This window comes from Microbacterium murale (assembly GCF_014635185.1).
GTDB lineage: Bacteria > Actinomycetota > Actinomycetes > Actinomycetales > Microbacteriaceae > Microbacterium > Microbacterium murale.
In genome coordinates this window covers 200,841-226,628 of sequence record NZ_BMCM01000001.1, presented here as the reverse complement: position 1 = coordinate 226,628, position 25,788 = coordinate 200,841, and the positions used below count along the sequence as shown (strand labels likewise).

Genomic DNA, 25,788 nt, shown 5'->3' with positions numbered 1-25,788 from the left:
TGGCGCCTGCAGATGCACCGCGTGCTGTCGAGCGGGTAGAGTCGACTGCCGCGTGTGGCGGCAGCAGGAGGCGGCGATGCACGAGCGTGCGACGATCTCGGATCGTCTGTTCGAGCGTCTGCGCATGGAGATCGTCTCCGGTGCGCTGGCCGAGGGCAGCCTCCATTCGATCTACGCGCTCGCCGAGCGCTTCGACGTCTCAAGGACACCGACGCGCGACGCCGTGCTGCGGTTGGCAGAAGCAGGCCTGGTGACGGTGGAACGCAACAGGGGCGTTCGCGTTCGAGGAATCGGTGTGGACGACATCCGGCGCATCTTCGAACTGCGACTGCTGCTCGAGGTCCCCGCCACCAGGTTCGCGGCAGCGCACTGCACTCCAGAACGAGCGCGACTGCTCGAGGAAGATCTCGAGGTCATGCGCGATGCGGCGCAGAAGGACGATGTGGCCGCCTTCGTCGAACGGGACATCATGATGCATGAGCGCATCCTCGACGCCATGGGCAATGACCGACTCACCGCGCATGTGCGCGCCCTGCGCGAGCTGACTCTCGTGATGGACGCATCCACGTTCGACCGTTCGCGCAGCCTCCTGGACGTGCATGAAGAGCATCTGCCCATCGTGGATGCTGTGCTCGCGGGCGATCCGCGCACAGCAGGCGATGAGATGAACCGTCATCTTCTTCAGACTGCACGGCTGCTGATGCGCCAGGTCGGAGACCGCACAGGGGAGCCCCTCCCGGACGGGTGGCCGGACGATCTGCTGGCATCAGCGTCGGCACCCGTCTGAGCCTCGCAGCCGAGATAGGCGCGATCGGAAACGTCCCTGAAACGGGACGGACCTTCTCGTGTGACGAGCGAGCGTTCGCCGTGCATCCCACACATCCTGACCCGATCAACATGGAGCTTCGATCCATATACGAGGGCCCGCGCACTCCCTCACACTTGCGTGAATCCCACCCGCAGAAGGAGCAGTGAAGCGTCATGGAGTCATTCGAGGTCGCAGTCGTCGGAATGGGAGCGCTCGGCAGCGCCGCCGCGTATCAGCTCGCCCGTCGCGGGGCGAAGGTCGTCGCCTTCGAGCAGTATGAACTCGGGCACGTGCGCGGAGCATCGCACGACACCTCGCGCATCGTGCGGACCTCATACGGCGCAACCCAGTACGTCCGTCTGGCGCAGTCCGCCTACCGGGACTGGGCCGATCTCGAAGCGGAATCCGGCGAGCGGCTGCTGACCATCACCGGTGGAGTGATCTTCCTTCCCATCGCGGGGCCCTACTCGGCATCCGACTTCACCTCGGCGCTCGAGGAGTGCGATGTGCCGCACGAACTGCTCAGTCCTTCAGAGGTCCAGGAGCGCTGGCCGCAGTTCCGGGTGCCGGAAGGCGTCGAGACCGTCTACACCGCCGACACCGGAATCGCCCACGCGGCGCGCACCGTTGCCACACTGCAGATGCGGGCGCGCGTGCACGGCGCCGACATCCGTGACCGCACACAGGTCGAGGCGCTGATTCCGGACGGCGATGGGGTGATCGTTCGCACCGCGGGCGGCGATATCAGGGCCGGCAAGGTCGTCGTCGCGGCGGATGCCTGGACCAATGCGCTCCTCGAGCCGCTCGGCGCGGCCATCCCGCTGGATGTCATGCAGGAGCAGGTCACGTACTTTCAATCGGCGAGCCCGGAGGAGCACGGCAGCGACCGATTCCCGGTCTGGATCTGGGAGGACGACGAGTGCTACTACGGATTCCCGACGTACGGGGAACCCACGATCAAGGCGGCGCGCGACGTGTCGTTCAATCGGATGACGCCGGCAGAGCGCACGTACGTGCCGTCTCCGGAGCTGACCACGCAGCTCGGCGAGTTCGTGCACGGATTGATTCCGGATGCGGGTCCCGAGATGCGCACCGTGACATGCCAGTACGCCCTCACCCCGGATCGTCGCTTCATCCTGAGTCCTCTGCACGAGCACCCCGACATCATCGTCGCGCTCGCCGCAGGACACGGGTTCAAGTTCACGCCGGCCATCGGACGCATCCTCGCCGAGCTCGCACTCGACGGGGAATCCACCGACGACATCTCGATGTTCGCAGCGCCCGCTCCCGCCGCTTCGCGCTGATCGCAACCCGAGCGATGCCGCACCCCCAGCCTATGGAGGTTTCACCCATGATGTACCCGATTGCCTGGGCCGACCTGACGTTATCCGCTGACGACGATGCCAGTACCGTGACCGCTATGTCACCGAAGACAGAGATGAGCTGCTGAATGGTTCGCTACGTCATCACGCGGATCCTCTCCTCGCTCTTCGTCCTCTTCGTGCTCTCGATCCTCGTGTTCTCGATGGTGCGGATCATCCCCGGAGATCCGCTCGCGGCCTTCGCCGATCCTGCGAACCCTGACCCGGCGGCCCTGGATGCGCTGCGCACCAAACTCGGCCTCGACCAGCCGTGGTTCACGCAGTACTTCGTCTGGCTGTTCGGCGTGCTGCGCGGCGACTTCGGCGCGGCCATCACCATCCCCGGCTCGGTATCCAGCCTCATCGCTGCACGACTCCCGATCAGTCTCATGCTCGCTGTGCTCGCCACCATCTTCGGCGTCGCCATGGGCATTCCGGCCGGTGTCCTCGCCGCGACCCGGTGGCGCAAGCCCAGCGACAACGTCGTGCGCGGTGCGTCGTTCGTGCTGCTGGCCACTCCGCCGTTCGTACTCGGAACGGTCCTGATCCTCATCAACTCATTGACCCTGAAGCTGCCTCTGGTGGGGTTCGCCGGGGCGGCGAACGATCCGCTGCGCGCTCTCGGAGTCCTGGTGCTTCCCGCTCTGCTCATCGGTCTGGTGCTCGCGGCGATCATCGCCCGCTACACACGAGGGACCCTGCTGGATACCCTGGGCCAGGACTTCGTCCGCACTGCTCGCGCGAAGGGCGCCTCACCCGGTCGACTCGTCGGCCGTCACGCCCTGCGCAACGCACTGATCCCGGTTACCACCGTGATCGGGATCGAGCTCGCTGCGCTCGTCGGCGGCACCGTCGTGATCGAGGCCGTGTTCGCCATCCCCGGCATCGGGTCGCTGCTGCTCAGCGGCATCCGATCCTCCGACTACCCGATCATCCAGGCCACCGTGCTGCTGATCGGCGCGGTCTACGTCCTCATCAATTTCATCGTCGATCTGATCTACCCGCTGATCGACCCACGAGTGAGGGTTCACACATGACTGTCACCCGCGAGATCGCCATGATCAAGGGCGCAGGCACCCGCCGTCGCCGTCCGAAGTTCGGCCCCGCATTCTGGAGCGGAGCCGGCATCCTCGCCTTCATCCTCATCCTCGCCGGATGGATGACCTTCTGGCCGCCCTATGATCCACTCGCCACGGCGGGCACGCCGCTGTCAGGACCGAGCGGATCGAACCTCCTCGGCACCGACAACCTCGGCCGGGACACGTTCACCCGGCTCGCGCTCGCGGCGCGCACCAGCCTGATCATCTCCGGGGCGGGCGCGCTTCTCGGCGCTGTCGTCGGCACGACGTTCGGTCTCATCGCCGGCTACATCGGCGGGTGGGTGGATGCCGTCATCATGCGCATCGTCGATGCCGTGCTGGCGTTGCCGGCCATCCTCGTCGCACTCGTCGTCGGCGTCATCATCGGCAACGGTCCGATACCGCTGATCTTCGCGCTCGGCCTCGTGTTCGCCCCTGGCTTCGCCCGGGTCATGCGGGCGCCGGTCATCGCGATGCGCGAACGCGACTTCGTCCTGGCCGCGAAGCTCAGCGGCGTCCGCGGCTCGCGCGTCGTCGTCGAGCACCTCCTCCCGAACGTGCTCACACCGCTGTTCGTGCAGTTCGCCTCCGTCGCCTCGCAGATCGTGCTCATCGAGGCGGCATTGAGCTACCTCGGTCAGGGCGTTCAGGCCCCCGAGCCGTCGGCGGGCCGGATGATCAGCGAGTTCACCCGCTTCATGCAGCTGCAGCCGCTGCTCATCATCCTGCCGTCGCTGGTGATCATCCTTCTCTCCGCCGCGTGGAACCTGCTCGCCGACGGCCTGCAGGACTGGCTCGCCCCTCGCCGTGAGCCGGCGTTCTCCCTCACCGGCGTGAAGAAGCGCCGCGGCACGAAAGCGACTTCCACCCGTAACACCGAAGCACCCGAAGAAGCAGCACATACCCGAAACACCGACACAGAAGAGAGTCAGCAATGAACAAGAGATTCCTGACGGGAGTGGCGACCGCCGCCGTGGCCGTCCTGGTACTCACCGGCTGCACCTCCGGGACCGGCGACGCTGCCGGCCCTGCAGAACCGGTAGGCGACCCCGTTGCCGGAGGCACCCTCACCTGGGGTGTCCCCGCAGAACCATCCGCCGGCGGCATCGACCCGATGGTCGCGTCGGCGATCGCAGCCGAGGTCATCGACTCGATCGCCTACGACACCCTCCTCACCCGCGATGATGATGGAACCATTCAGCCTGCACTCGCCACCGAGTGGGAGCAGACCGATGAGCTGACCTGGGTCTTCCAGCTCCGCGATGACGTGACGTTCGCCGACGGCACTGCATTCGACGCCGGCGACGTGGTCTACTCCTTCGAGACACGCAAGGACGGCGGATCCAACGCCACGTATCTCAGCAGCATGGAGAGCGTGGAGGCGACCGGCGACCACGAGGTCACCTTCCACTTCAGCCAGCCGGACGGGACCTTCCTCGACGCGGTGTCCGCGCGTCAGACGTTCTTCATCGTCGGTGAGGAGGCGTACGGCGGTGCCACCGAGGAGGAGCGACAGACCCTCAGCGTCGGCACCGGCGCCTACCAGGTGACCGAGTGGAAGCAGGGCGTGTCGATCACGCTGGAGAAGAACGAGAACTACTGGGGCGAGGAGTCGTACCTGGACAAGATCGTCTTCGAGTTCTACCCGGATGAGAACACGCTTCTCGCCGCGGTGCAGCAGGGGAGTGTCCAGGCCGCGTCGTTCATCGACGGAAGCCTCGCTCAGCAGGCCGAGTCCGCCGGCTTCACGCTCGGAGATGCCGCGTTCCGGCAGAACCTCGCGATCTACATCAACCCTGAGGCCGGCCCGCTCGCCGACGTCAACGTGCGGCGCGCCTTCTCACTCGCCCTCGACCGTGACGCACTGGTCGACACCGCGATGCTCGGCAACGCCGGCGTCTCATTCGTGCCGCCGGCCGGCGACCCCGGTGCTCCGGACGCTGCCGACCTGCCGTACTACCAGCGCGACGTCGATGAGGCGAAGAAGTTGCTGGAAGAGGCCGGTCAGCCGAACCCCGAGATCACACTGAGCTACATGGGTGATGTCGCCGCGGCACACCATCCGGTCTACGAGATGATGCAGCAGCAGCTCGCTGAGGCCGGCATCACGCTGAAGCTCGAATCGACCCCGCTGTCGGAGATCGCGCCGATATTCACCTCGGGCGAGACATGGACCGACCTCGTGGCCATTCCGGGCAGTCCCCGCGCATCTGCGGTGTTCTACATGGAGCCGGTACTGCTGCCCGGCGGCGTGTACAACCACTGGGACGGCAATCCCGACGCCGAGAAGGCGCGCGAGCTGCTGATCCAGGCGAAGGCGGCCGCGACGCCGGAGGAGTACGCCGACCTCGTCGATCAGTTCGCGACGGAAGCCGCCGAGCAGGTGCTCGAGTTCGTGCCCGCCGCGGTGCCGGTGTACTTCGAAGTGTGGGACAGCACCAAACTGCAGGGCTACGAGAACGACGTGTTCTACTCGCGTTCCGGTCTCGACACCGCCTGGCTCGCACAGTGAGCACCGGAGAGCGGGGCGGCAGCGGTCGCCTCGCTCTCCGAACCCGCAGTTCCGATGATTTCTGACCGAAAGCTGGTTTACACAGTGAGCACCGATACCGACGCTCTCCGGGTGGAGGGCCTGACCATCGCCTACGGCAACGCACCCGCGTCGGTGACCGACGTCTCGCTGCGCGTGCGCCAGGGAGAGATCGTCGGCGTCATCGGCGAATCGGGCAGTGGCAAGTCCAGCGTCGCACTGGCGATGATGGGGCTGCTTCCCGATTCCGCGACCGTCACCGCAGACACCATGTCTGTGGTCGGCTCCGAGATGAACAACGCCTCTGAGCGCGACTGGGGCCGCGTGCGGGGCGTCCGCGCCTCGATGGTGTTCCAGGAGCCGATGTCGGCGCTGAATCCGTGCATGAGGATCGGCGCGCAGATCGCAGAGGTGCTGCTCATCCACGGCGTCGCCGACAAGAGGACGGCTCGCGCCAAAGCCCTCGACATCCTCCGGCTCGTCCAGATGCCAGACGCCGAGCGCCGCATGGGCTATTACCCCCACCAGCTGTCCGGCGGACAGCGCCAGCGCGTCGTCATCGCGATCGCCGTGGCCGCCGATCCAGCCCTTCTCGTCGCCGACGAGCCGACCACCGCGCTGGATGTCACGGTCCAGGCGCAGATCCTCGACCTCATCCGCGCGCTGCGCGACGAGACAGGGATGGGGGTGCTCTTCATCAGTCACGACCTCGGCGTCATCGGTCAGCTCTGCGAGCGCATCGCGGTGATGTATCGCGGCCGCATCGTGGAGTACGGATCCACCGAACGCATCCTCGATGACCCGCAGCATCCGTACACCAGGGCTCTGCTCGAGAGCATCCCGCGACCGTCCGTGCCTGTGCGCTCGCCGCTGGCGGTCATACCCGCCGACAACGACTTCCATGAGGTTCCGGCTGTTCTGGAGGAGGTCTCATGACCGACGACGTCCTGCGGGTGAAGAACATCACCCAGCGCTTCGGCCATGGCGAGAACACCATGACCGCCCTGGATGACGTGAGCCTCGACGTGCGCCGCGGAGAGACGCTCGGGCTCGTCGGCGAGTCCGGCTCCGGCAAGAGCACCCTGGCTCGAGCCATCCTGCTCATGCGTCGCCCGACGGCCGGCAGCATCGAGTTCGATGGCGAAGACGTCACCGGACTGCGCGGCCGGTCGTTGCGCCGGCACCGCCGGCGGATCCAGATGGTCTTCCAAGATCCGAACGACTCCCTCGATCCCCGGTTCACGATCGCACGCTCCATCGCTGAGCCGCTGGTGGCGGCCGGAATGGCGAGTTCAGAACGACGGATGCGCGTGTACGAGGCGCTGGATCAGGTCGGCATCCCGTCGGACGCGGTCAACAAGTATCCCCACGAGTTCTCCGGCGGGCAGCGCCAGCGCATCGCGATCGCCCGCGCCATGGCCGCCGAGCCGGAGTTCATCGTGCTCGATGAGCCCACGTCTGCGCTGGACGTCTCGGTGCAGGCACAGGTGCTGAACCTCCTCGTGCGGCTGCAGGAGCAGACCGGCGTCACGTACCTGTTCATCACCCACAACCTCGCGGTCGTGCACCACATCGCCCATCGGGTGGCCGTCATGCACGATGGCCGGGTCGTCGAAGAGGGCACCGGCGAGCAGGTGATGACTGCTCCGCAGCATCCGTACACCCAGGGTCTGCTGCAGTCGATGCCGGTGCTGTATCGCACCTGAGGAGCAGACATGCGGATGCAGAGGCGAGGCGACAACGCCCACGAATGGGAGCTGTACCGCGGCGCGGGACGCATCGGCATCGAGTGGTACTTCAAGGAGACGACGCATCTGCCGAGTTCCGTGATGCTCTACCACCTCGAGCCCGGTGCCGAGGAGGGCCAGCACATCCACCTGGAGGGCTCCGGGGACAGCTGCTCTCCCGGCAGCTCAGACGAGATCTACGTCGTCACTGCCGGCGAGGTGGTCTTCAGCTCGGACGACGAACGGCGTGTGCTGCGCCCTGGGGATGCCTTCTACGCCCCGGAAGGGGTGCGGCACGGCGTGCGCAATGAATCGGATGCTCCGGCAGAGTTGATCCTGGTCTTCGGCCCACGGGGCCCGCACCCCTTCAACCAGACCGGCGAGGAGAAGTTCGACGTCGAGACTGACCGCTGAGCCGATCAGGACCGACGCGACTGCAGTCGCTCCCGCAGTTCGTCCAGACGCACGGCGATGCCGAGGCGGAACATCCGCTCGTCATCGCGCCATGACGCACCGAGTACGTGATCGAGACGGTCGAGGCGCTGCAGGATCGTGTTCGTGTGGAAGTTCAGCGCCCTGGCCGTGCGCGTCGGGCTGGCGTTGTTGCGCATGAACGCGCGCAGCGTCCCGAGCAGGTCGGCATTGCGCTCGGCGTCGTACTCGCGCACGGCGCCGATCGTATCGCGCAGGAATGCGCTGAGCGCCTGCGAGTCCGTGTCGAGGATCGCGGAGTAGGGAAGGAAGTCGTCCACGCTGGCGGTGACGTCGGTGATCTCCAGCGCGGTCAGCAGCCGTGCCGTGCGCATCGCCGTCTGGAACGCTTCCGACAGGGAGCCGGGAGACCGACGGGGGATGACGGCGGCGACCGGATGCTCGATCGCCGCGGCCACCTGCCTCCGCAGTCGCTCCGGATCGAACGCGTCACGCGCCGAGGAGTGCGCAGCGACGACGAAGCCACGGTACTCGCCGACCAGCGTCCGGTCGTCGAGTTGGCGGCCGAGTGACCGCGCGGCTGCGGTCTGCTGATCTCCGGGCACGGAAAGCAGCAGCAGCGAATCCAGTGTGTGCAGGTCCACGCCCAGTCGCCTGGCCCGACGCTCGACATCCGGACGCCGCTCAGGGACATCGTCGAGAAGATCCGCGATGAGTTCGCTGCGCACCCGGTGATCTGCACCGGAGGCCGCCTCCTGCTGCAGCTCGAGCAGAGCCCCCACCTGTGCGGCGCGCTCCACTGTGCGGAAGTCGACGGCGCCGAGCTCGAAGTCTCCGTCGCCGAGCAGCAGCGCGCCGAAGTGCCGATTGCCGGCCGTGAGGGCGGCGACCGCTCGCACTCCGGGCCCGTCGACGGCGACGCAGTGCCCTGAGCGTCGGCTCTCCGCGATCGCCTCACGAGTCGCTGCATCGGGTGCCAGCATTCGCGGGGCGAGCGGGAGCCCTGCCGCCGCGATCACGTGCTCCTGTGCATCGAGGATCGCGACGGCCCGGTTCAGGGCCGATGCCAGGGTCTCGGCGACGGGCGCGAAACCACCGCCCGCGAGCACCGCCTGGACGAGTTCCTGGTGCACGGTGTTGGCCCGGTCGCGTTCCACGAGATGCGCCGTCAGGCTCTCCAGCGTCCGACGGCTGGCGTCCTCCGACTCCTGCAGACTGCGCAGCGTCTGGGTGGTCTGCAGGATGACCGAGGCATGGTCTGCGACCGCGGAGAGCAGCGCGACCTCCTCCGGGCTGAAGTGCGTCGCCGCGCGGTTCGCTACGAACAGCACTCCGAGCACGTCGTCGCTCGTGAGCATCGGCACGCCGAGCAGCGCCACCAGACCTTCGGAGGATACGGCGTCATCGATGCCGGAGTCGTGCCGCTCCGCGGCGTATGCGGAATAGTCCGACACCCACTGCGCCGTGCGCGATTCGACCACGACGCTCGCGAGACCCCGCCCTGGCGGAACCCGCAGGGACTGGAACGAGGCGCTCACCGAGCCGCTCGTCTCCCGCACTCGCAGTTCGCGCGTCTCTGGATCGAACTCGGACAGGTAGGCGACATCCACGCCCATCATCTCGTGAGCACGCTGCACGAGTCTGGCCAGGACGGCGTCGCTGTCGCGGAGCTCTGCGAGCTCGCGGGCGCTGGAGAACAGCGCGGACAGTTCGTGCTCCCTGCGTCGCAGTCGCGACAGTTCGCGCTGCGAGCGGCCGACACGGTCGGCGAGGTCGGCGGCATCGTCGTCCGACGCTCCGATCAGGCGCAGGGCGTCGCTGACGGCGGTGGGACCGACCAGGTCGGGGTCGTAGGCAGCATCGAGCAGAGCTGCGATCGCCTCGGAATCCTCTCTCACCCGGACTCCTTCCTCGCCGAGCGGCGCGGTGATGCGCACGACTCCAGTGTCGAGCATGTCAGGTTCCCTGATCAACGTGGGCGTCCTCGGTCAGCGGGATCCCTCGGCCAGTCGTTCTTCAGCCCGTCTGGCGGTGCGCAGCAGCGCCCCCGCGAGATCCGGCCACAGCTCGTGGGGGATGAGGTGGCCCATGTCCGGCTGCACCTGCAGCTCCGCGCCCTGCATCGCTTCGGCGATGTCGACCGCCGAGAGCCAACTGAGCACGTCGTCATCGCGACCGTGGAACACCAGGGTCGGCACGGTCACTGTCCGCAGGTCCTCGAGGCGCTCCGGCGCACGCCTCAGCGCGGCCCACTGCCGCGAGAACCCCTCAGGCGCGTATCCGCGGTCGTACGCTTCGCCCGCCTTGGCCACATGCCACGCCGCCTGCGGGTCATATCGCGTCGGAGGGGCGGAAGACACGGCGTGCTCGGCGAAGGCCACGGCCTGCTCTCGCGTCACCCGAACCGGCGGCTGGAGCAGCTCCGGGCGTTCGCCGTGCAGGACCCACCGCGGGCTGCGGCCGGGGATCGTGGAGAGCAGCCCGAGGCTGCGGACGCGCTCAGGATGCTGGATCGCGACCATCTGCGCCATCATCCCGCCCATCGAGTGCCCGGCGATGTGCGCCGATTCCACGCCGAGATGATCGAGGATGCGCACGATGTCGTCACCCATATCGGCCAGGTCGTAGCCGCCGTCGACGTCGTCCTCGCCGCCGAAGCGCTCGGAGAACCCGGTGTCGCGGTTGTCGAAGCGGACGACCCGCAGCCCCCCTGACGTCAGATGCGCGATGAACTCCTCATCCCAGCTCAGCAGCTGCGCACCGCCGCCGGAGACCAGCACCAGCAGCGGGTCCGTCTCAGCGCCGAACGTCTCGTAGTACAGGCGAGCTCCGTCGGGCTCGGTGTAAGGCATCTGGGTCTCCTCGGGTGCATCGGATGCGTGCTGCGAGTCTAGGTCGGGTGCCGAGCGGCAGTGATGTGACATGGACATACACCAGCGGGCACCCAATAGGTGATGCGCCCATCGTCGGCTGCGAGCGCCCCTCATAGTGTTTCCTAGACCGCAGCGCCAGAAGCCGGCCGCTGCCTATGAGGGAAGGTAGCCGATGCCTGTCAACAGCCGCATCTCAGGACTGCGAGATCACACACCGGAAGAGCGGCTCGCTCTCGTGGCCGAGGGCGCAGCCGTCGACTCGGATGCGCTCGCCGCTCTGGGGCCGGACGGAGGACTCTCCCTCGCCCAGGCCGATCACATGATCGAGAACGTCGTCGGGCTGCTCTCGATCCCGGTGGGCGTCGCCACGAACTTCACGATCGACGGCCAGGACCGGCTGATCCCGATGGCCACGGAGGAGCCGAGCGTCGTCGCCGCGGCTTCGAACGCCGCTCGCATGGCGCGCGATCACGGCGGGTTCACCACCTCTTATACCGGCGATGTCATGATCGCGCAGATCCAGGTGCTCGACTCCGTCGACCCGCACGGCACGCGCTTCGCGCTGCTCGAGGCGAAGGACGAGCTCCTCGCACTCGCCAACGAGCAGGACCCGATGCTCGTCTCCCTCGGCGGCGGCGCCTTCGACATCATCGTTCGTGTCCTGCCCACCCGTGCAGGCACCCAGGTCATCGCCCATCTTCACGTCGACGTCAGAGACGCCATGGGGGCCAACGCCGTCAACACGATGGCCGAGGCCATCGCTCCCCGCATCGCGGAGGTCGCCGGCAGCCGCACGCTGCTGCGCATCCTCACGAACAAGGCAGAACTGCGCGTCACGCGGGCGCGTGCCGTGTTCGATGCCGGGCTCCTCGGCGGCGCACAGGTCGTCGATGACATCGTGGCCGCGAGCGCGTTCGCCGAAGCCGACCCGTATCGTGCGGCGACGCACAACAAGGGCATCATGAACGGCATCACCGCGGTGGTGCTGGCCACGGGCAACGACACCAGGGCCGTCGAATCCGGATGCCATTCGCATGCGGCACGCACAGGGCAGTACTCGGCGCTGTCGCAGTTCGAGAAGGACGCCGATGGCAACCTCGTGGGCACACTCGAGGTGCCGCTCGCGGTCGGCCTCGTCGGCGGCGCCACCCGCGTGCACCCGACCGCGCAGGCCGCAGTGAAGATGCTCGGCGTGGGGACGGCCAGAGAGCTGGCGAGCGTGATCGCAGCCGTCGGCCTCGCCCAGAACCTCGCGGCGTGCCGTGCGCTCGCCGCAGAGGGCATCCAACGAGGGCACATGACACTGCACGCGCGCACGATCGCCGCGAGCGCCGGCGCCGAAGTCGATGAGATCGGCGCCGTCGCCGCGCGCATCGTGGCCGATCGCCGCATCCGGGTCGAGTACGCCCGCGAGGTGCTGACCGAGTTGCGAGCCGCACGATGAGCACCGGCACGATGAGCACTATGCCGGCGCCGCGTGTGCAACCGGAGCCCGGCCTGCCCCAGCGCGTGACCGTGTACGAGGTAGGACCCCGTGACGGACTGCAGGCCGAGGCCGACATCATCCCGGCGGCCGTCAAGGCCGAGCTGTGCCGCCGGCTGTTCGCCGCGGGCACGCGCAACCTCGAGATCACGAGTTTCGTGCCGCCGGCGTGGATCCCGCAGCTCGCCGACGCGGCAGAGGTCGTGGCATCCGTCGACGTGCCTGCCGGCGCGCGCTCCGTCGCCCTCGTCCCGAATCTGAAGGGTCTACAGCGGGCGATCGACTCCGGCATCCGCGAAGTGGCCGTCGTCGTCAGCGCCACCGAGTCGTTCGCGAAGGCCAATCTCAACAACACGCGCGCAGGCGCGATCGACCGTGCCACCGAGGTGATCGCGGCGGCGACCGCCGACGGCATCCCGGTGCGCGGGTACGTCTCGATGGCCTTCGGCGACCCATGGGAGGGTCAGGTCGACACCGACGTGGTCGTCGAGACCGCATCGGTGCTGCACCAGGCCGGATGCCGCACCGTCGCCCTCGGCGACACGATCGGCGTCGCCACCCCAGGGCTCACCACGCGCGTCGTCGAGCAGACGCTGGCCGCCGGAGTGCCGGTCGGAAGCATCGCGCTGCACCTCCACGACACCTACGGTCAGTCGTTGGCGAACGTGCATGCGGCGCTTCGCCTCGGCATCGCCGAGTTCGACGCATCGGTAGGAGGACTCGGCCGATGCCCCTACGCGAAGGGCGCGACCGGTAACCTCGCGACAGAGGATCTCGTGTGGATGCTGCACGGACTCGGCATCAAAACCGGCCTCGACCTCACGGCTCTCGCCGCGACGACGCTCTGGCTGTCACGTGTGCGCGGCGTCAAGGCGCCGTCGAACGTCGCAGCCGCACTCGCCGCCGCCGGAGCAGGCAACGACACTCGCACTCAGGAGGCGACGAACGCATGATCGACACCACTCTTCCCGCTCCCGGTTCTCTGAACGGCGTGACCGTGCTCGATCTCTCACGCGTGCTCGCCGGCCCCTATGCCGCCCAGATGCTCGCAGACCTGGGCGCCACGGTCATCAAGATCGAGAACCCGCGCGACCCTGATGTGTCGCGCGGCTTCCCGCCGTACCTGACCGACGGCGACGAGGAGTTCAGCGCCTACTACGCCCAGTACAACCGCGGCAAACTCGGCGTCGGACTCGACCTCGCGAGTGACGAGGGCAAGGAGGTCCTGAAGGACCTGGTGCGAAACGCCGACATCCTGGTCGAGAACTTCCGCCCTGGCACGATGGCGAAGCTCGGCGTCGGCTACGACGTGCTGCACGAGATCAACCCGAAGCTCGTCTACACCGCGATCTCCGGCTACGGCCAGACGGGATCGCGCAGTCGCCGCCCTGCGTTCGACAACACCGCGCAGGCGGCCGGCGGACTCTGGTCGATGAGCGGCTACCCGGGCCAGCCGCCGGTGCGCGTCGGGGTGACGATCGGCGACCTCTCTGCGACGCTGTTCGCCGTGATCGGCACTCTGGCCGCGCTGCGTCACGCCGAGGCGACGGGGGAGGGGCAGCTCGTCGACGTCGCCCAGGTCGACAGCATCATGGCGCTCACCGAGACCGCGGTGGTCGACTACACGGTCGATGGCAAGGTCGCGCAGCCCGCGGGCAACCAGCATTCCTGGGTCAAGCCGTATGAGCTGTTCGACTGCGCGGACGGACAGGTGTTCTTCGGCGCGTACACCGACAAGCTCTGGAACGCGGCGTGCGACCTCTTCGGCACTCCGGAGGTCAAGGCCGACCCGGAGATCGACACCATGCGCAAGCGTCTCGTCCCGGAGGTCTACGAGCGCAAGGTCAAGCCGATCGTGGTCGACTGGCTCGCCGGCCACACGAAGGCCGAACTGGAGGAGATGGCGGGCGACGTCGTGCCGCTGACGGCGATCAAGACGATCGGCGAGGTCGTGGACGATCCCGGCACCGCCGAGCGCGACATGATCGTCGAGGCCGACTACGGCGACCTCGGGACTCTTCGGATGTTCGGACAGCCCATCAAGCTGTCGGCGACGCCGGCCACTCCGGCACGAACCGCCAACCGTCTCGCAGAGCACGCCGACCAGGTGCTGTCGGAACTCGCCGGATACGACGAGGCTCGCATCGCCGAGCTGCGAGCGGCGGGAGTGCTGCCGTGAGCGTGGTGCGAACCGAGCGCATCGCCGCCGAGCAGGCGGAGGCGTACCGCGGCACGTTCGCGGCTGTGGAGGAGCCACGGGATCCCGGTGCCGCGCTGCCGCCCGCATGGGAGGGCGTGTACTTCCCGTTCACCGCGCCATTGGCTGATCTGCGTCCAGACGGCACGCCGGCGCGCGACGGCGTGATTCCCGAGATCGATCTGCCGCGTCGGATGTATGCGGGGGAAACGACCGAGTTCCTCCTGCCGATCGCCCTTGACGACGAGGTGACGCAGATCACTGCGCTGGGCAGCGTGGTCGAGAAGAACGGCTCGAGCGGACGGCTCACATTCGTCGACGTCGAGCGGGAGTATGCCGTGGGCGGCGAGACGGCGATCCGGAGCGTCTGGCACGACGTCTTCCTCGAGCACGCCGATCCGGATGCGCCGGTCCGGCCGCCGAAGACGGATCCGGATGCCGCGGCATCCGCCGACTGGATCGACGAGCTCACGCTGGACGCTCGCCAGCTCTTCCGCTTCTCCGCGCTGACGTTCAACACCCATCTCATCCACTACGACCGTGCGTGGGCCAGGGACGTCGAGGGTCTCGACGACCTGCTCGTGCACGGCCCGCTCACGCGCATCCTGCTGATGGATGCCGCCCGCCGGCATGCGCCGGACCGCGTCCCCGCGGCGCTGAACCTCCGCGCGGTGGCACCGGTACTGGTGGATCGCCCCATCCGGTTCGCGGGTCGCACCGTCGCCGACACGACGACGGTGACCGCCCTGGATGCCGCCGACACCGTTCTCGCGCTCGCCGAGGTGAACTGGGTGTGAACCGCACCGAGAGCATCCGCGCCCCCGACTCACCGGGACTGGGAGGCGGCGAGGGCATCCGTCAGCGCCACCAGCACGGCGCCGACCGCGGCACCGTCGCGCGAAGACGATCTCGTCGCGGCGAAGATCTCCCGCACCGGGCTTCCCGGCAGCTCGAGCAGCCGCACCGAGGAGCGGTCTCCGGTCCAGATCAGATCGGGCAGCATGGCGGCGGCATGCCCCGCGGCAGCCAGGCGCGCATGCGCAGTGAGGTCGGTCGATTCGAACCGCACGTCGGGTTCGAACCCCGCCGCCCGGCACTGCTGCACCGCCCACTGCCGCACTGCGGCGCCCTGCGGCTCCATCGCCCACGCCGCATCGTGCAGGTCGGCGAGCTCGTTCGCGGCCGAGTCAGGCGGCACGACGAGCCGCACCGGATCGCGTCCGATCAGTGTCCGCTCGATACCCGGATGGAGTTCCCGCGTGTAACCGGGGTACTGCTCGGCGACGACGAGATCGAAGGCGTGCGCCTGCAGCTCGAACAGGCCCTCCTCCGGCGGCATCTCGACCATCTCGAGCCGAAGCCGCGGTTCGCGTTCGGCGAGGAGCGTGAGCGCCGCGGGCACGAGGGCTTCGGCCGCGGTCGGCATCACGGCGATCCTCACGACGGCCGAGGAGTCCTGCGAAACAGAGAGCTCGGCACGGGCCGACTCGTCGAGCTCGAGAGCCCGTGCGGCATGCGCGGCCAGCATCCGCCCCTGCGCGGTCAGGCGCACGCGACGTCCGTCGGGCTCGAGCAGTGCGACGCCCGCTTCGCGTTCCAGCAGAGCGAGTTGCTGAGACACCGTCGACGGGCTGTACGAGAGTGCCCGGGCGACATCCGAGATCGTGCCGCGCAGGGCCAACTCGTGGAGAAGTCGCAGTCGTCGCAGCTCGAACATCACAGCCTTTCAAAACATCGACAGAACCGAATGGTACCCATCGTAAAGCCTCGCTTTTCACGAATGATAGCTGAGCATCACACTGAGAGCAGGTCGCGCGGCAGCGCCGCGCTCTCGAGTGAGGATGCACGATGACACAGGCCACAGCCGCCCCGACCGGACAGGCAGAGCTCGCAGGACTCGCGGATGACGCGATCGCGCTCGTGCAGCGCTGGCTCGTCGAGAGCCGAGAGGTGCCGACGGACACGTCGGCCGCTCGGCTCGCCGGTGTGCTCAGCGATCCGAACGGGCTCGACTTCACCGTGGGATTCGTCGACGGCGTGGTCAGGCCCGAAGACCTGAAGGTCGCCGCGCACAACCTGCGTGACCTCGTGCCCCTCACCCCGAAGTTCCTGCCTGCCGCGCTGCGCGGACTCATCCGCCTCGGCGGCGCGCTCGCGCCGGCGTTCCCCGGCATCGTCGTGCCGATCAGCCGCCGTGTGCTGCGCGGCATGGTGCGGCACCTCATCGTCGACGCCACCGACGCCAAGCTCGGCAAGGCGATCCGCCGCATCCGCTCCGATGACGGCGTGCACCTGAACATCAACCTCCTCGGCGAGGCGATCCTCGGCGAGGACGAGGCCGCCAGGCGGCTGGCCGGCACCCGCCGACTCCTCGAGCGCGACGACGTCGACTACGTCTCGATCAAGGTGTCCTCGACGGTCGCGCCGCACAGCCCGTGGGCATTCGACGAAGCCGTCGAGCACGCGGCCGAGGCGCTCGTACCGCTCTTCCGCATCGCGAAGACGCGCGGCGGCAAGTTCATCAACCTCGACATGGAGGAGTTCAAAGACCTCGATCTGACGATCGCGGTCTTCACCTCGATCCTCGACCGCGATGAGTTCAAGGCGCTCGAAGCCGGCATCGTGTTGCAGGCGTACCTGCCGGATGCCCTCGGCGCCATGATCCGTCTGCAGGAGTGGTCTGCCGCCCGGGTGGCGGATGGCGGCGCACCGATCAAGGTACGCGTCGTCAAGGGCGCGAACCTGCCGATGGAGCGTGTGGATGCCGAGACGCATGACTGGCCGCTCGCGACCTGGGACAGCAAGCAGGCGTCGGATGCCTCGTACAAGGCCGTGCTCGACTACGCGCTGCGCCCGGAGCACGTGAAGAACGTGCGCATCGGCATCGCCGGTCACAACCTGTTCGACATCGCCCTCGCCTGGCTGCTCGCGAATCAGCGCGGGATCGTCGCTGGTTCAGCGACCAAGGACATCGAGTTCGAGATGCTGCTGGGCATGGCCACCGCCCAGGCATCCGTCGTGCGCCGTACCGTCGGCTCGCTGCTGCTGTACACGCCCGTCGTGCACCCCGCCGAGTTCGATGTCGCGATCGCCTACCTGATCCGCCGACTCGAAGAGGGAGCGTCGACGGACAACTTCATGTCTGCCGTGTTCGAACTCGACGACGAACCAGCGCTGTTCGCTCGCGAACGCGACCGGTTCCTGGCATCCATCCGGTCGATGCCCACGGACGTCCCGGCGTCCAACCGCACCCAGGACCGCACCGCCGAGCAGCCCGCCGCCGCGCGCGATTCGTTCACGAACACTCCAGACACCGATCCGAGCCTCGCGGCCAACCGCACGTGGGGCGACAGCATCCGCTCCCGCATGGAAGCCTCCACCCTCGGCGACCAGACGGTCCAGGCGAACACGCTGTCGGATGCCGGCGCCCTCGACGAGGTCATCGCCACCGCCGTGGCTGCCGGTGAGAGCTGGCGGGCGCTCGGCGCCGAGGGGCGGGCGGAGATCCTGCACCGCGCCGGCGACGCCCTCCAGGCGCGTCGCGCCGATCTGCTCGAGGTCATGGGCTCCGAGGCGGGCAAGGTGCTCGAACAGGGCGACCCAGAGGTGTCGGAGGCGATCGACTTCGCGCACTTCTACGCCGAGAGCGCCAAGCGCATCGAAGAGATCGACGGGGCGACCCATAAGCCGGTCGGACTCACCGTCGTCACGCCGCCGTGGAACTTCCCGGTCGCCATCCCCGCCGGATCCACGTTGTCCGCGCTCGCCGCCGGCTCCCCGGTGATCATCAAGCCCGCGCGTCAGGCTCGTCGCTCCGGCGCCGTCATGATCGAAGCGCTGTGGGAAGCCGGTGTGCCGCGTGACGTGCTGCAGTACGTGCAGCTGGACGGGCGCGAGCTCGGCACGCAGCTCATCAGCAGTCCTGCCGTCGAACGCGTGATCCTCACCGGCGGCTACGAGACCGCCGAGCTGTTCCGCAGCTTCCGTCCCGACCTGCCGCTGTTGGCTGAGACGAGTGGCAAGAACGCCATCATCATCACGCCGAGCGCCGACCTCGACCTCGCCGCGAAGGATGTCGCCTACTCGGCATTCGGGCACGCAGGTCAGAAGTGCTCCGCGGCATCGCTCGTGATCCTCGTCGGATCCGTCGCGCGCAGCGAGCGATTCCGCCGCCAGCTCATCGATGCTGTCGGCTCCTACCGTGTCGGCGAGCCGTGGGAGGGCTCCACACGCATCGGGCCTCTGATCGGACCGGCCGAAGGCAAGCTGCTGCACGCGCTCACGACGTTGGAGCCGGGTGAGACGTGGGTCATCGAGCCCGAGAAGCTCGACGACGAGGGAAAGCTATGGCGCCCAGGCATCCGCGAGGGTGTTGCCGCAGGCAGCCCGTTCCACCTCACCGAGTACTTCGGTCCGGTGCTCGGCGTCATGACGGCGAACTCGCTCGATGAGGCGACCGCGATGGTCAATGCGATCGACTATGGACTCACCAGCGGCCTGCACTCGCTGGATGACGACGAGATCGCGCAGTGGCTCGCGTCTGTGCAGGCAGGCAACCTCTACGTCAACCGCGGCACGACCGGCGCCATCGTTCAGCGTCAGCCGTTCGGCGGCTGGAAGAAGGCCGCCGTCGGCGCTGGTACGAAGGCCGGCGGCCCGAGCTACCTCATCGGACTCTCGGACTGGGAGGACGCGCCCGTCACGGCGGACGCACCGACGGACGCTCTCTCCCGCGCCGCGCTCGCGGCGCTCGCGAAGGCGGATGCCGAAGCTGATCGCTCTTGGCTGCAGGGTGCCCTCTCGACCGATGTCTCCGCCTGGCAGGGCGAGTTCGGCGCCGTGCGCGACGTCACCGCTCTCACCACCGAGCAGAACGCCCTGCGCTATGACGTCGTCCCGGTCACGCTCCGCCTGGAGCAGGCGAGCGTCGCCGAGGCGGTCCGAGTGATCGCCGCCGGGCTCCGCCCCGGTGGCCGCGTCAATGTCAGCACGGCATCCGAGCTCCCCGCCTCGGTCGCGCGCTGGGCGCAGGAGGCCGGTGTCGTCATCGCCGTGGAGGACGCGTCCGGATGGGCTGCACGTGCCACTCGTCTCGCTGAGACCGGTGGCGGTCGCATCCGCCTCGTCGGTGGAGATCTCGCAGCAACCGCCGCCGCGACGGGTGGCTCGCCCGCCGTCGCCGTGTACGCGGGCCCAGTGCTCTCCGCCGGCAGGATCGAGCTGCTCCCGTTCCTGCGCGAGCAGGCCGTGTCCATCTCATCGCACCGCTTCGGCACCCCGCACCGTCACGACATCGCCGCGCTCGTCGCGCACCCCGCCTGAGGAGAACAACGATGAGGCCCAACACCGACTACCTGCTCGACGACGTCGCGACGATCCGCGAGCTCGTACGCGAGAACCCATGGGCGAGCATCGTCAGCTTCGTGCCGGGAAAGGGCCTCATCGCCTCGCACTATCCGATCCTGCTGGATGACGACGCCGACGGCATCGTGCTGCTCAGCCACGTCGGTCGTCCAGACGAGCGTCTGCACGAGCTCGGCGGCCATGAGGCGATGGTGATCATCTACGGACCACAGGGCTATGTGTCACCGAGCTGGTACGACGCGTCACCGGCCGTGCCCACCTGGAACTTCGCCGTCGCCCACCTGTACGGCACGCCGGAGCTCCTCTCCGACGAAGAGAACCTCCAGGTGCTGGAGCGGCTCGTCGACCACTTCGAGCACCCGCTGCCCGAGCCCTATCTGATGAACCGCACGCTGGAGAACGCCGACTACGCGGCGCGCATCGTGCACGGCACCGTCGGATTCCGAATGAGAGTCACCCGTTTCGAGGCGAAGGACAAGATGAGCCAGGACAAACCCGCAGGCGTCATCGGCCGCGTGATCGACGCACTCGGCAAGCCAGGGCCGTATCAGAACCCCGCCCTCGCCGCGCGTATGCGGGCTGTCAACGAGGTGTCGGCATGACCGCGTTCGTCGGCGTCTCCGACATGGTGCGGTGGATCGCGCAGCATGGCGCGGCCGAGATCATGGCGGGCATGGCGGATGCCGTCGAGGAGGACTTCCGGCGATGGGAGTCATTCGACAAGTCGGCCAGGGTCGCCAGCCACACCCCCTTCGGCGTCATCGAGCTGATGCCGATCAGCGACCCCGACCTCTACGCGTTCAAGTACGTCAACGGGCATCCGTTCAATCCGGCTCGCGGCTACCAGACGGTCACCGCGTTCGGGGTGCTCGCCGATGTGCACAACGGGTACCCGGTCTTCCTGGCCGAGATGACAGTGCTGACGGCCTTGCGCACCGCGGCGACATCGGCCATGGTCGCCCGCCACCTCGCCAGGGCGGACTCGCAGGTGATGGCGATGATCGGCGCCGGCAGTCAAGCGGAATTCCAGGCGCTCGCCTTCCACGCGGTGCTCGGCATCGAGAAGCTGCGCATCTTCGACGTCGACCCGGCAGCATCCGAGAAGTTCGTGCGCAATCTCGGCTCGCGCGGTTTCGACATCACGGTGTGCTCCTCGGCATCCGAGGCGGCTGCCGGTGCCGACATCGTCACCACGTGCACGGCGGACAAGGCGGTGGCGCAGGTGCTGACCGACGCCGACGTCACTCCCGGCATGCACATCAACACGATCGGCGGGGACTGCCCAGGTAAAACCGAGCTCGATCCGCGCATCCTCGATCGCGGACCCGTGTTCGTCGAGTACCCGCCGCAGACCCGGATCGAGGGCGAGATCCAGAACGTCGCCGCAGATTTCCCGGTGACGGAGTTCTGGAAGGTGCTCGCCGGGACTGCTCCAGGACGCACGTCTGCCGAGCAGGTCACCATCTTCGACTCCGTCGGCTTCGCGATCGAGGATTTCTCCGCGCTGCGGTATCTGCGCGAGAGTGTTGCCGGTACGTCACTCGCTCACGAGATCGACCTCGTCGCAGCACCAGAAGACCCGAAGGATCTTTTCGGGTTCGCCACCGCTCCCGTGCCCGTCGCCTGATCGTCTGCCCTCCTGTCGCCTGACCCGAACCAGAACCGGAGAATCATGTCCCTCACCCTCCTCGGCGCGCGACCTTTCGGCGGAGACCCCGTCGACATCGTCATCCGTGATGGCCTGATCGCCGAGATCGTCCCCGCAGGCTCACTGTCCGGAGAAGGAACCGTCGAGGGCGAGACCGTCGACGTCTCCGGCCGCTGGATCGGGCCGGGCATGTGGGACTCGCACGTGCATTTCACGCAGCACGTGATCCGGCGGAGCCGGGTCGATCTCACCGGCACGACCAGTGCCGCTGACGTGCTCGCCACCGCCCGCCGTGCCCTTGACTCGGGACATCCGCTGCTGAACGGCATGCTCATGGGCTACGGCTTCCGCGACGGGCTGTGGGAGGAACCGGCCTCGCTCGCCGCGATCGAGGCGGCCATACCCGAGGTGCCCGTCATTCTCGTCAGTGGTGATCTGCACTGCGGCTGGATGAACCGCGCCGCTGCCGCGCGTCTCGGTGTCGACCTCGATGAGACCGGCCTGCTGCGCGAGGGACCCTGGATCGAGGTGCACCACTCGATGGACCAGACCGATGCTCTGCCGCTATCGGCGTACCGCGAAGCGGCGGATGCCGCCGCATCCCGTGGGGTGGTGGGCGTCGTCGAGTTCGAGAGTGCCGACAACGTGACCGAATGGCGAGCCCGCGTGGACGGCGGCGTCACGAGCCTGCGCGTCGAGGGCGCCGTCTGGCCCGACCGGTTGGAGAAGGTCATCGCCGACGGGTGGCGCACCGGCGACCCGATCGACGACCAGGGCCTGGTGCGGTTCGGCCGGCTCAAAGTCGTGGTCGACGGATCGCTCAACACCCGCACCGCGTGGTGCTGGGACCCGTACCCGGGCATGGACCCGTCCCATCCGCTCGCCTGCGGCATGGAGAGCGTGCCGATCTCAGAGCTTCGCCGTCTGCTCGAGCGTGCGCGGGATGCGGGGATCGACGCCGCCGTGCACGCGATCGGCGACCGCGCCAACAGCGAGGTGCTCGACACGTTCGCCGAGCTCGGCATGCGCGGTGTGATCGAGCACGCGCAGTTGGTGCGCGAGGATGACTTCGCCCGTTTCGCCGAACTCGGCCTGGTGGCCAGTGTGCAGCCGGAGCACGCCATGGACGACCGTGACGTCGCCGATCATCACTGGGCAGGGCGCACGGACCGCGCGTTCGCGTTCGGTTCAATGCACCGTGCCGGTGCCGAGTTGCGGCTGGGCTCCGATGCTCCGGTCGCGCCCTTGGATCCCTGGATCTCGATCGGCGCCGCCACCGCCCGCAGTCGGGGTGAGCGGGAAGCCTGGCACCCGGAGCAGCAGGTTCCGCTGGATGTCGCGCTCGCGGCATCCACTCGCTCGACGCTCGCCGTCGGGCAGCCGGCCGATCTCGTGATCACAGGTCGTGACCCCTACGCGTCCGATCGGGACGAGCTGCGCGACATGCCGGTGGCGGCCACGCTGCTGGGCGGACGATTCACCTGGCGGACGATCTGAGGAACGGATGACGATGGAGCAGCTCTTCACGAACGCGAAGGTCTTCACGGGCACGGGGGAGGACGACTTCGCGTCCGCCTTCCGCATCCGAGACGGTGTCTTCGACTGGGTCGGCGATGCCACGGACGTCGACGGACAGGATGCTGTCGACCTTGGTGGACGCACGGTGCTGCCCGGCCTGATCGACAGCCACACGCACCCGGCGCTGATGGCGGGCACGGCCGCTGCGGCCGAGTGCTTCCCGCCGGCGGTCACCTCCGTCGACGACCTCGTCGAGGTCATGCGGGCGCACGCGGAGACCGTCACCGCAGAGGGTGCCTGGATCCTGGGCCGCGGCTTCGACGACACGAAGTTCCCCGAGCGCCGCATGCCGACCGCGGCCGACCTCGACCGGGTGTCACTCGATCGGCCGGTGCTCATCTGGCGCTGCGACGCGCACTCCGCGGTGTGCAACACGAAGGCGCTCGAGCTCGCCGGCATCACGGCGGCCACTCCCGACCCGGACGGGGCCCGCTTCGAACGCCACCCCGACGGAGCGCCCAACGGCGTGCTCACCGAGATCGCGGCCGTCGGCGACGTGGCCGCATTCATCCCCGCACCGAGCCGCGACGAGCAGATCGACGCGCTGATCGCACTCGGTGACGAGCTCGCATCGCGCGGCATCGTCGCCGTGTGCGATCTGCTCTCCACACGTCTTGCCGAGCCGCTCACCACCTTCCGTGCCGCGGCGGAGCGCGGCCTCCGCCTGCGGGTTGCGCTGTACCCGGGCTGGGATCCGGAACAGCCTCTGGCCGATCTCCACGACGACGACCGCGAGGGGCGGATCCGCATCGCCGGAGTCAAGGTCGTGCTCGACGGGGCGTACTCGAACCGCACGGCCTGGGTCCACGAGCCGTACCCTGAGTCCTGCGATCACGGCCTGCGCCTCGTCGCGGATGAGGACGTCCGTGCGGCGGCGGACTGGGCACGCCGCAACGGCGTGCAGTTGGCCGTGCATGCGATGGGGGACCAGGCGCTCGACCGCGTCGTCGAACTGTTCGCAGACGAAGAACCCTGGCTCACCGGCATCCCGTCGGTGCGCATCGAGCACGCGACGATCGTGAGCGACGACTACGTGCGCCGGTTGCGGGATGCGCGGATGAGTTTCGGCATCGCCACGCACACCGTGTTCTTCTTCGCCGAGTACGACGGCTATGAGAAGGCGCTGCGCGCCGAGCAGGTGACGGATGCCTATCCCATCGCCAGGCTGTACGCGGGCGTCGAGGCGCTCGCGCTGTCGTCGGACCGCCCGGCCACGGCATGGAGCGGCGCCGACGACGTCATGCTCTCGGTGGAGGCCGCCGTGCGTCGGCGCACCTACAACGGAATCGACTTCGGCCCCGCAGCCGCGATCACGGCCGCGCAGGCGCTGGTGCTCTATACCGGCAGGGCGCGGATGCTGTCGCCGCTGGAGCACGTCGGCGAGATCACGCCGGGGTTCGACGCCAGCTTCGCCGTGCTCGAGCGCGACGTGTTCACGGTGCCGGCGGAGGAGATCTCCGAGGTGCGTGTCGCGGAGACGTGGATCCGCGGGGAACGGGTGTTCACGCGCTGAGGCGAACTGCACCCGCGCGTCAGCCGAGCAGTTCCTCGTTGTGCTCGCCCAGCAGGGGAGCGCGGCCGAGCACGGCGGTGCCGTTCGTTCCGAGAGCGGAGCGGGCGATGAGTACGCCCTCGTCTTCGAAGACCATGCCCATGGCAGTGGCCTGGGCGCCGCGAGCCGCTTCGTCAGCCGGGCGCACGCGGGCGATCAGCACACGATGCCGCTGCAGCCGCTCGGCGATCTCATCGACGGTGAGAAGCGCGAGCCGTTCCGCGAGCAGTGCCTCGAGTGTGTCGCGGTCTCGCACGCGTCCTTCGTTGCGTCGCCACTGCTCGCGGCCGAGCTCATCCTCCATGTCGAGCGCTGTGGCGAGACGGGCGAACATCGGGTCGTTGGTCGCGCCCAGCACGGCATGCCCGTCGGCGGCGGCGAAGGCGCGGTACGGCACGATCGACGGATGCCCGCTGCCCCACGGCCGGGGAGCGGGGCCTCCGGCCGAGACGCTTGCGATCACGGTGCCGAGAGAGGAGAGCGCGGTGGCGAACAGCGAGACCTCGATACGGCGCCCCTTGCCGGTACGGGTGCGCTCCAGGAGTGCGGCGAGCACACCGTTGATCATCGACATGCCGGTGGCGATGTCGACCATCGCGACGCCGGAGCGCACCGGTCCGCTGTCCGCGTAGCCGGTCAACTGCATGAGCCCGGACTCCGCCTCCACCGTCACGGCCGTCCCCGGCTCCGCCCACATGGGGCCGACGGGGGAGAAGCCGCTGATCGACGCGTAGATGAGATGGGGGAACCGCTCCGTCAGCACGCCGGGGCCGACGCCGAGCCGCTCGGCGACTCCAGGGCGGAAGCTCTCGACGACGACATCCGCATCGGCGATCAGGCCGATGGCCTTCTCTCGATCGGCGGCGACCGTGAGGTCGAGCGCGACACTCCGCTTGCCGCGATTGATCGCGTGGAAGTAGGCGCTGTCCTCGCCCACGAACGGCGGGCCCCATGCGCGGGTGTCATCGCCGGCATCCGGCTTCTCGATCTTGATGACGTCGGCGCCGAGCTCGGCGAGCGTCATGGTCGCGTAGGGTCCCGCGAGGAGTCGGGTGAAGTCGATGACGCGGATGCCGCGCAACGGCTGGAACGGCTCTGGTTCATTCGGCTCACCGGGCATGCGGTCACGCTATCGAGTCGGATCGACAAGTCTCAT

At 68.2% G+C, this 25,788-nt stretch carries 21 protein-coding genes; 17 read left to right on the top strand and 4 right to left on the bottom strand.

Translation table 11 applies throughout. The annotated features are described in order from the left end of the window. Nucleotides 1-76: 76 nt before the first annotated feature. From IEV67_RS01060 to IEV67_RS01025, 8 genes are all read left to right on the top strand, one after another. On the top strand, nucleotides 77-787 hold the full coding sequence (locus tag IEV67_RS01060) for a GntR family transcriptional regulator (protein WP_188434682.1): 711 nt from the start codon (nucleotides 77-79) through the stop codon (nucleotides 785-787). Nucleotides 788-981: 194 nt separating this feature from the next. Next, on the top strand, nucleotides 982-2,112 hold the full coding sequence (solA, locus tag IEV67_RS01055) for an N-methyl-L-tryptophan oxidase (protein ID WP_188434681.1): 1,131 nt from the start codon (nucleotides 982-984) through the stop codon (nucleotides 2,110-2,112). 146 nt (nucleotides 2,113-2,258) lie between these two features. Next, a complete protein-coding gene (locus IEV67_RS01050; RefSeq protein WP_188434680.1) occupies nucleotides 2,259-3,206 on the top strand; it encodes an ABC transporter permease in 948 nt (315 codons plus the stop codon). After that, nucleotides 3,203-4,186 carry an ABC transporter permease gene (locus tag IEV67_RS01045; protein WP_188434679.1) on the top strand — a complete coding sequence of 328 codons (984 nt, stop codon included), beginning with the start codon at nucleotides 3,203-3,205 and terminating at the stop codon, nucleotides 4,184-4,186. The genes IEV67_RS01050 and IEV67_RS01045 overlap by 4 nt, the downstream gene beginning before the upstream one ends. Beyond that, nucleotides 4,183-5,760 (top strand): ABC transporter substrate-binding protein, encoded by a 1,578-nt coding sequence (locus IEV67_RS01040; protein ID WP_188434678.1) that lies wholly within the window; start codon nucleotides 4,183-4,185, stop codon nucleotides 5,758-5,760. The genes IEV67_RS01045 and IEV67_RS01040 overlap by 4 nt, the downstream gene beginning before the upstream one ends. Before the next feature lie 84 nt (nucleotides 5,761-5,844). After that, complete coding sequence (locus IEV67_RS01035; RefSeq protein WP_188434677.1) at nucleotides 5,845-6,714, top strand: ABC transporter ATP-binding protein; 870 nt, start codon at nucleotides 5,845-5,847, stop codon at nucleotides 6,712-6,714. Next, nucleotides 6,711-7,484 carry an ATP-binding cassette domain-containing protein gene (locus IEV67_RS01030; protein ID WP_188434676.1) on the top strand — a complete coding sequence of 258 codons (774 nt, stop codon included), beginning with the start codon at nucleotides 6,711-6,713 and terminating at the stop codon, nucleotides 7,482-7,484. Before IEV67_RS01035 ends, IEV67_RS01030 begins: the two co-directional genes overlap by 4 nt. A gap of 9 nt (nucleotides 7,485-7,493) precedes the next feature. Further along, entirely contained in the window at nucleotides 7,494-7,919 is a 426-nt protein-coding gene (locus tag IEV67_RS01025) for a cupin domain-containing protein (RefSeq protein WP_188434675.1), read from the top strand. Nucleotides 7,920-7,924: 5 nt separating this feature from the next. Here IEV67_RS01025 and IEV67_RS01020 read toward each other — a convergent pair whose 3' ends face one another. Further along, nucleotides 7,925-9,892: a helix-turn-helix domain-containing protein gene (locus IEV67_RS01020; RefSeq protein ID WP_188434674.1), complete on the bottom strand. Its 1,968-nt coding sequence runs from the start codon at nucleotides 9,890-9,892 to the stop codon at nucleotides 7,925-7,927. 33 nt (nucleotides 9,893-9,925) lie between these two features. Further along, entirely contained in the window at nucleotides 9,926-10,789 is an 864-nt protein-coding gene (locus IEV67_RS01015) for an alpha/beta fold hydrolase (RefSeq protein WP_188434673.1), read from the bottom strand. A gap of 193 nt (nucleotides 10,790-10,982) precedes the next feature. On the opposite strand from IEV67_RS01015, the gene IEV67_RS01010 reads away from it, so the two are divergent. The 4 genes from IEV67_RS01010 to IEV67_RS00995 are packed head-to-tail and all read left to right on the top strand — an operon-like array spanning nucleotide 10,983 to nucleotide 15,287. Then, complete coding sequence (locus tag IEV67_RS01010; protein WP_188434672.1) at nucleotides 10,983-12,254, top strand: hydroxymethylglutaryl-CoA reductase, degradative; 1,272 nt, start codon at nucleotides 10,983-10,985, stop codon at nucleotides 12,252-12,254. After that, nucleotides 12,251-13,246, top strand: a complete 996-nt coding sequence (locus tag IEV67_RS01005; RefSeq protein ID WP_188434671.1) for a hydroxymethylglutaryl-CoA lyase — start codon at nucleotides 12,251-12,253, stop codon at nucleotides 13,244-13,246. The genes IEV67_RS01010 and IEV67_RS01005 overlap by 4 nt, the downstream gene beginning before the upstream one ends. Next, nucleotides 13,243-14,472, top strand: a complete 1,230-nt coding sequence (locus tag IEV67_RS01000) for a CaiB/BaiF CoA transferase family protein (protein ID WP_188434670.1) — start codon at nucleotides 13,243-13,245, stop codon at nucleotides 14,470-14,472. The genes IEV67_RS01005 and IEV67_RS01000 overlap by 4 nt, the downstream gene beginning before the upstream one ends. Beyond that, nucleotides 14,469-15,287, top strand: a complete 819-nt coding sequence (locus tag IEV67_RS00995) for an FAS1-like dehydratase domain-containing protein (protein ID WP_188434669.1) — start codon at nucleotides 14,469-14,471, stop codon at nucleotides 15,285-15,287. Before IEV67_RS01000 ends, IEV67_RS00995 begins: the two co-directional genes overlap by 4 nt. 29 nt (nucleotides 15,288-15,316) lie before the next feature. Here the strand turns inward: IEV67_RS00995 and IEV67_RS00990 are convergent, their stop codons facing one another. Further along, nucleotides 15,317-16,207 (bottom strand): LysR family transcriptional regulator, encoded by an 891-nt coding sequence (locus IEV67_RS00990; RefSeq protein WP_188434668.1) that lies wholly within the window; start codon nucleotides 16,205-16,207, stop codon nucleotides 15,317-15,319. 131 nt (nucleotides 16,208-16,338) lie between these two features. On the opposite strand from IEV67_RS00990, the gene IEV67_RS00985 reads away from it, so the two are divergent. From IEV67_RS00985 to IEV67_RS00965, 5 genes are read left to right on the top strand one after another with little or no spacing between them, the layout of a single operon-like run. Next, on the top strand, nucleotides 16,339-19,812 hold the full coding sequence (locus IEV67_RS00985) for a bifunctional proline dehydrogenase/L-glutamate gamma-semialdehyde dehydrogenase (RefSeq protein WP_188434667.1): 3,474 nt from the start codon (nucleotides 16,339-16,341) through the stop codon (nucleotides 19,810-19,812). Nucleotides 19,813-19,823: 11 nt separating this feature from the next. Beyond that, nucleotides 19,824-20,456 (top strand): FMN-binding negative transcriptional regulator, encoded by a 633-nt coding sequence (locus tag IEV67_RS00980; RefSeq protein ID WP_188434666.1) that lies wholly within the window; start codon nucleotides 19,824-19,826, stop codon nucleotides 20,454-20,456. After that, entirely contained in the window at nucleotides 20,453-21,481 is a 1,029-nt protein-coding gene (gene ocd, locus IEV67_RS00975; protein WP_188434665.1) for an ornithine cyclodeaminase, read from the top strand. The genes IEV67_RS00980 and ocd overlap by 4 nt, the downstream gene beginning before the upstream one ends. Nucleotides 21,482-21,526: 45 nt before the next feature. Further along, nucleotides 21,527-22,999 (top strand): amidohydrolase, encoded by a 1,473-nt coding sequence (locus IEV67_RS00970; protein ID WP_188434664.1) that lies wholly within the window; start codon nucleotides 21,527-21,529, stop codon nucleotides 22,997-22,999. 13 nt (nucleotides 23,000-23,012) lie between these two features. Then, nucleotides 23,013-24,593: an amidohydrolase gene (locus IEV67_RS00965; protein WP_229702600.1), complete on the top strand. Its 1,581-nt coding sequence runs from the start codon at nucleotides 23,013-23,015 to the stop codon at nucleotides 24,591-24,593. A gap of 19 nt (nucleotides 24,594-24,612) precedes the next feature. On the opposite strand, the gene IEV67_RS00960 is transcribed toward IEV67_RS00965, so the two are convergent. Beyond that, nucleotides 24,613-25,752: a CaiB/BaiF CoA transferase family protein gene (locus tag IEV67_RS00960; RefSeq protein WP_188434662.1), complete on the bottom strand. Its 1,140-nt coding sequence runs from the start codon at nucleotides 25,750-25,752 to the stop codon at nucleotides 24,613-24,615. Between the last annotated feature and the right edge of the window lie 36 nt (nucleotides 25,753-25,788).

Coding starts and splice junctions, on each gene's coding strand:
- IEV67_RS00960 (WP_188434662.1), bottom strand. CDS start 25,752: ATGCCCGGTGAGCCGAATGAACCAGAGCCGTTCCAGCCGTTGCGCGGC.
- IEV67_RS01045 (WP_188434679.1), top strand. CDS start 3,203: ATGACTGTCACCCGCGAGATCGCCATGATCAAGGGCGCAGGCACCCGC.
- IEV67_RS00980 (WP_188434666.1), top strand. CDS start 19,824: ATGAGGCCCAACACCGACTACCTGCTCGACGACGTCGCGACGATCCGC.
- IEV67_RS01030 (WP_188434676.1), top strand. CDS start 6,711: ATGACCGACGACGTCCTGCGGGTGAAGAACATCACCCAGCGCTTCGGC.
- solA (WP_188434681.1), top strand. CDS start 982: ATGGAGTCATTCGAGGTCGCAGTCGTCGGAATGGGAGCGCTCGGCAGC.
- IEV67_RS00990 (WP_188434668.1), bottom strand. CDS start 16,207: ATGTTCGAGCTGCGACGACTGCGACTTCTCCACGAGTTGGCCCTGCGC.
- IEV67_RS01025 (WP_188434675.1), top strand. CDS start 7,494: ATGCGGATGCAGAGGCGAGGCGACAACGCCCACGAATGGGAGCTGTAC.
- ocd (WP_188434665.1), top strand. CDS start 20,453: ATGACCGCGTTCGTCGGCGTCTCCGACATGGTGCGGTGGATCGCGCAG.
- IEV67_RS00985 (WP_188434667.1), top strand. CDS start 16,339: ATGACACAGGCCACAGCCGCCCCGACCGGACAGGCAGAGCTCGCAGGA.
- IEV67_RS01010 (WP_188434672.1), top strand. CDS start 10,983: ATGCCTGTCAACAGCCGCATCTCAGGACTGCGAGATCACACACCGGAA.
- IEV67_RS01005 (WP_188434671.1), top strand. CDS start 12,251: ATGAGCACCGGCACGATGAGCACTATGCCGGCGCCGCGTGTGCAACCG.
- IEV67_RS01015 (WP_188434673.1), bottom strand. CDS start 10,789: ATGCCTTACACCGAGCCCGACGGAGCTCGCCTGTACTACGAGACGTTC.
- IEV67_RS01000 (WP_188434670.1), top strand. CDS start 13,243: ATGATCGACACCACTCTTCCCGCTCCCGGTTCTCTGAACGGCGTGACC.
- IEV67_RS01050 (WP_188434680.1), top strand. CDS start 2,259: ATGGTTCGCTACGTCATCACGCGGATCCTCTCCTCGCTCTTCGTCCTC.
- IEV67_RS00970 (WP_188434664.1), top strand. CDS start 21,527: ATGTCCCTCACCCTCCTCGGCGCGCGACCTTTCGGCGGAGACCCCGTC.
- IEV67_RS01020 (WP_188434674.1), bottom strand. CDS start 9,892: ATGCTCGACACTGGAGTCGTGCGCATCACCGCGCCGCTCGGCGAGGAA.
- IEV67_RS01040 (WP_188434678.1), top strand. CDS start 4,183: ATGAACAAGAGATTCCTGACGGGAGTGGCGACCGCCGCCGTGGCCGTC.
- IEV67_RS01060 (WP_188434682.1), top strand. CDS start 77: ATGCACGAGCGTGCGACGATCTCGGATCGTCTGTTCGAGCGTCTGCGC.
- IEV67_RS00965 (WP_229702600.1), top strand. CDS start 23,013: ATGGAGCAGCTCTTCACGAACGCGAAGGTCTTCACGGGCACGGGGGAG.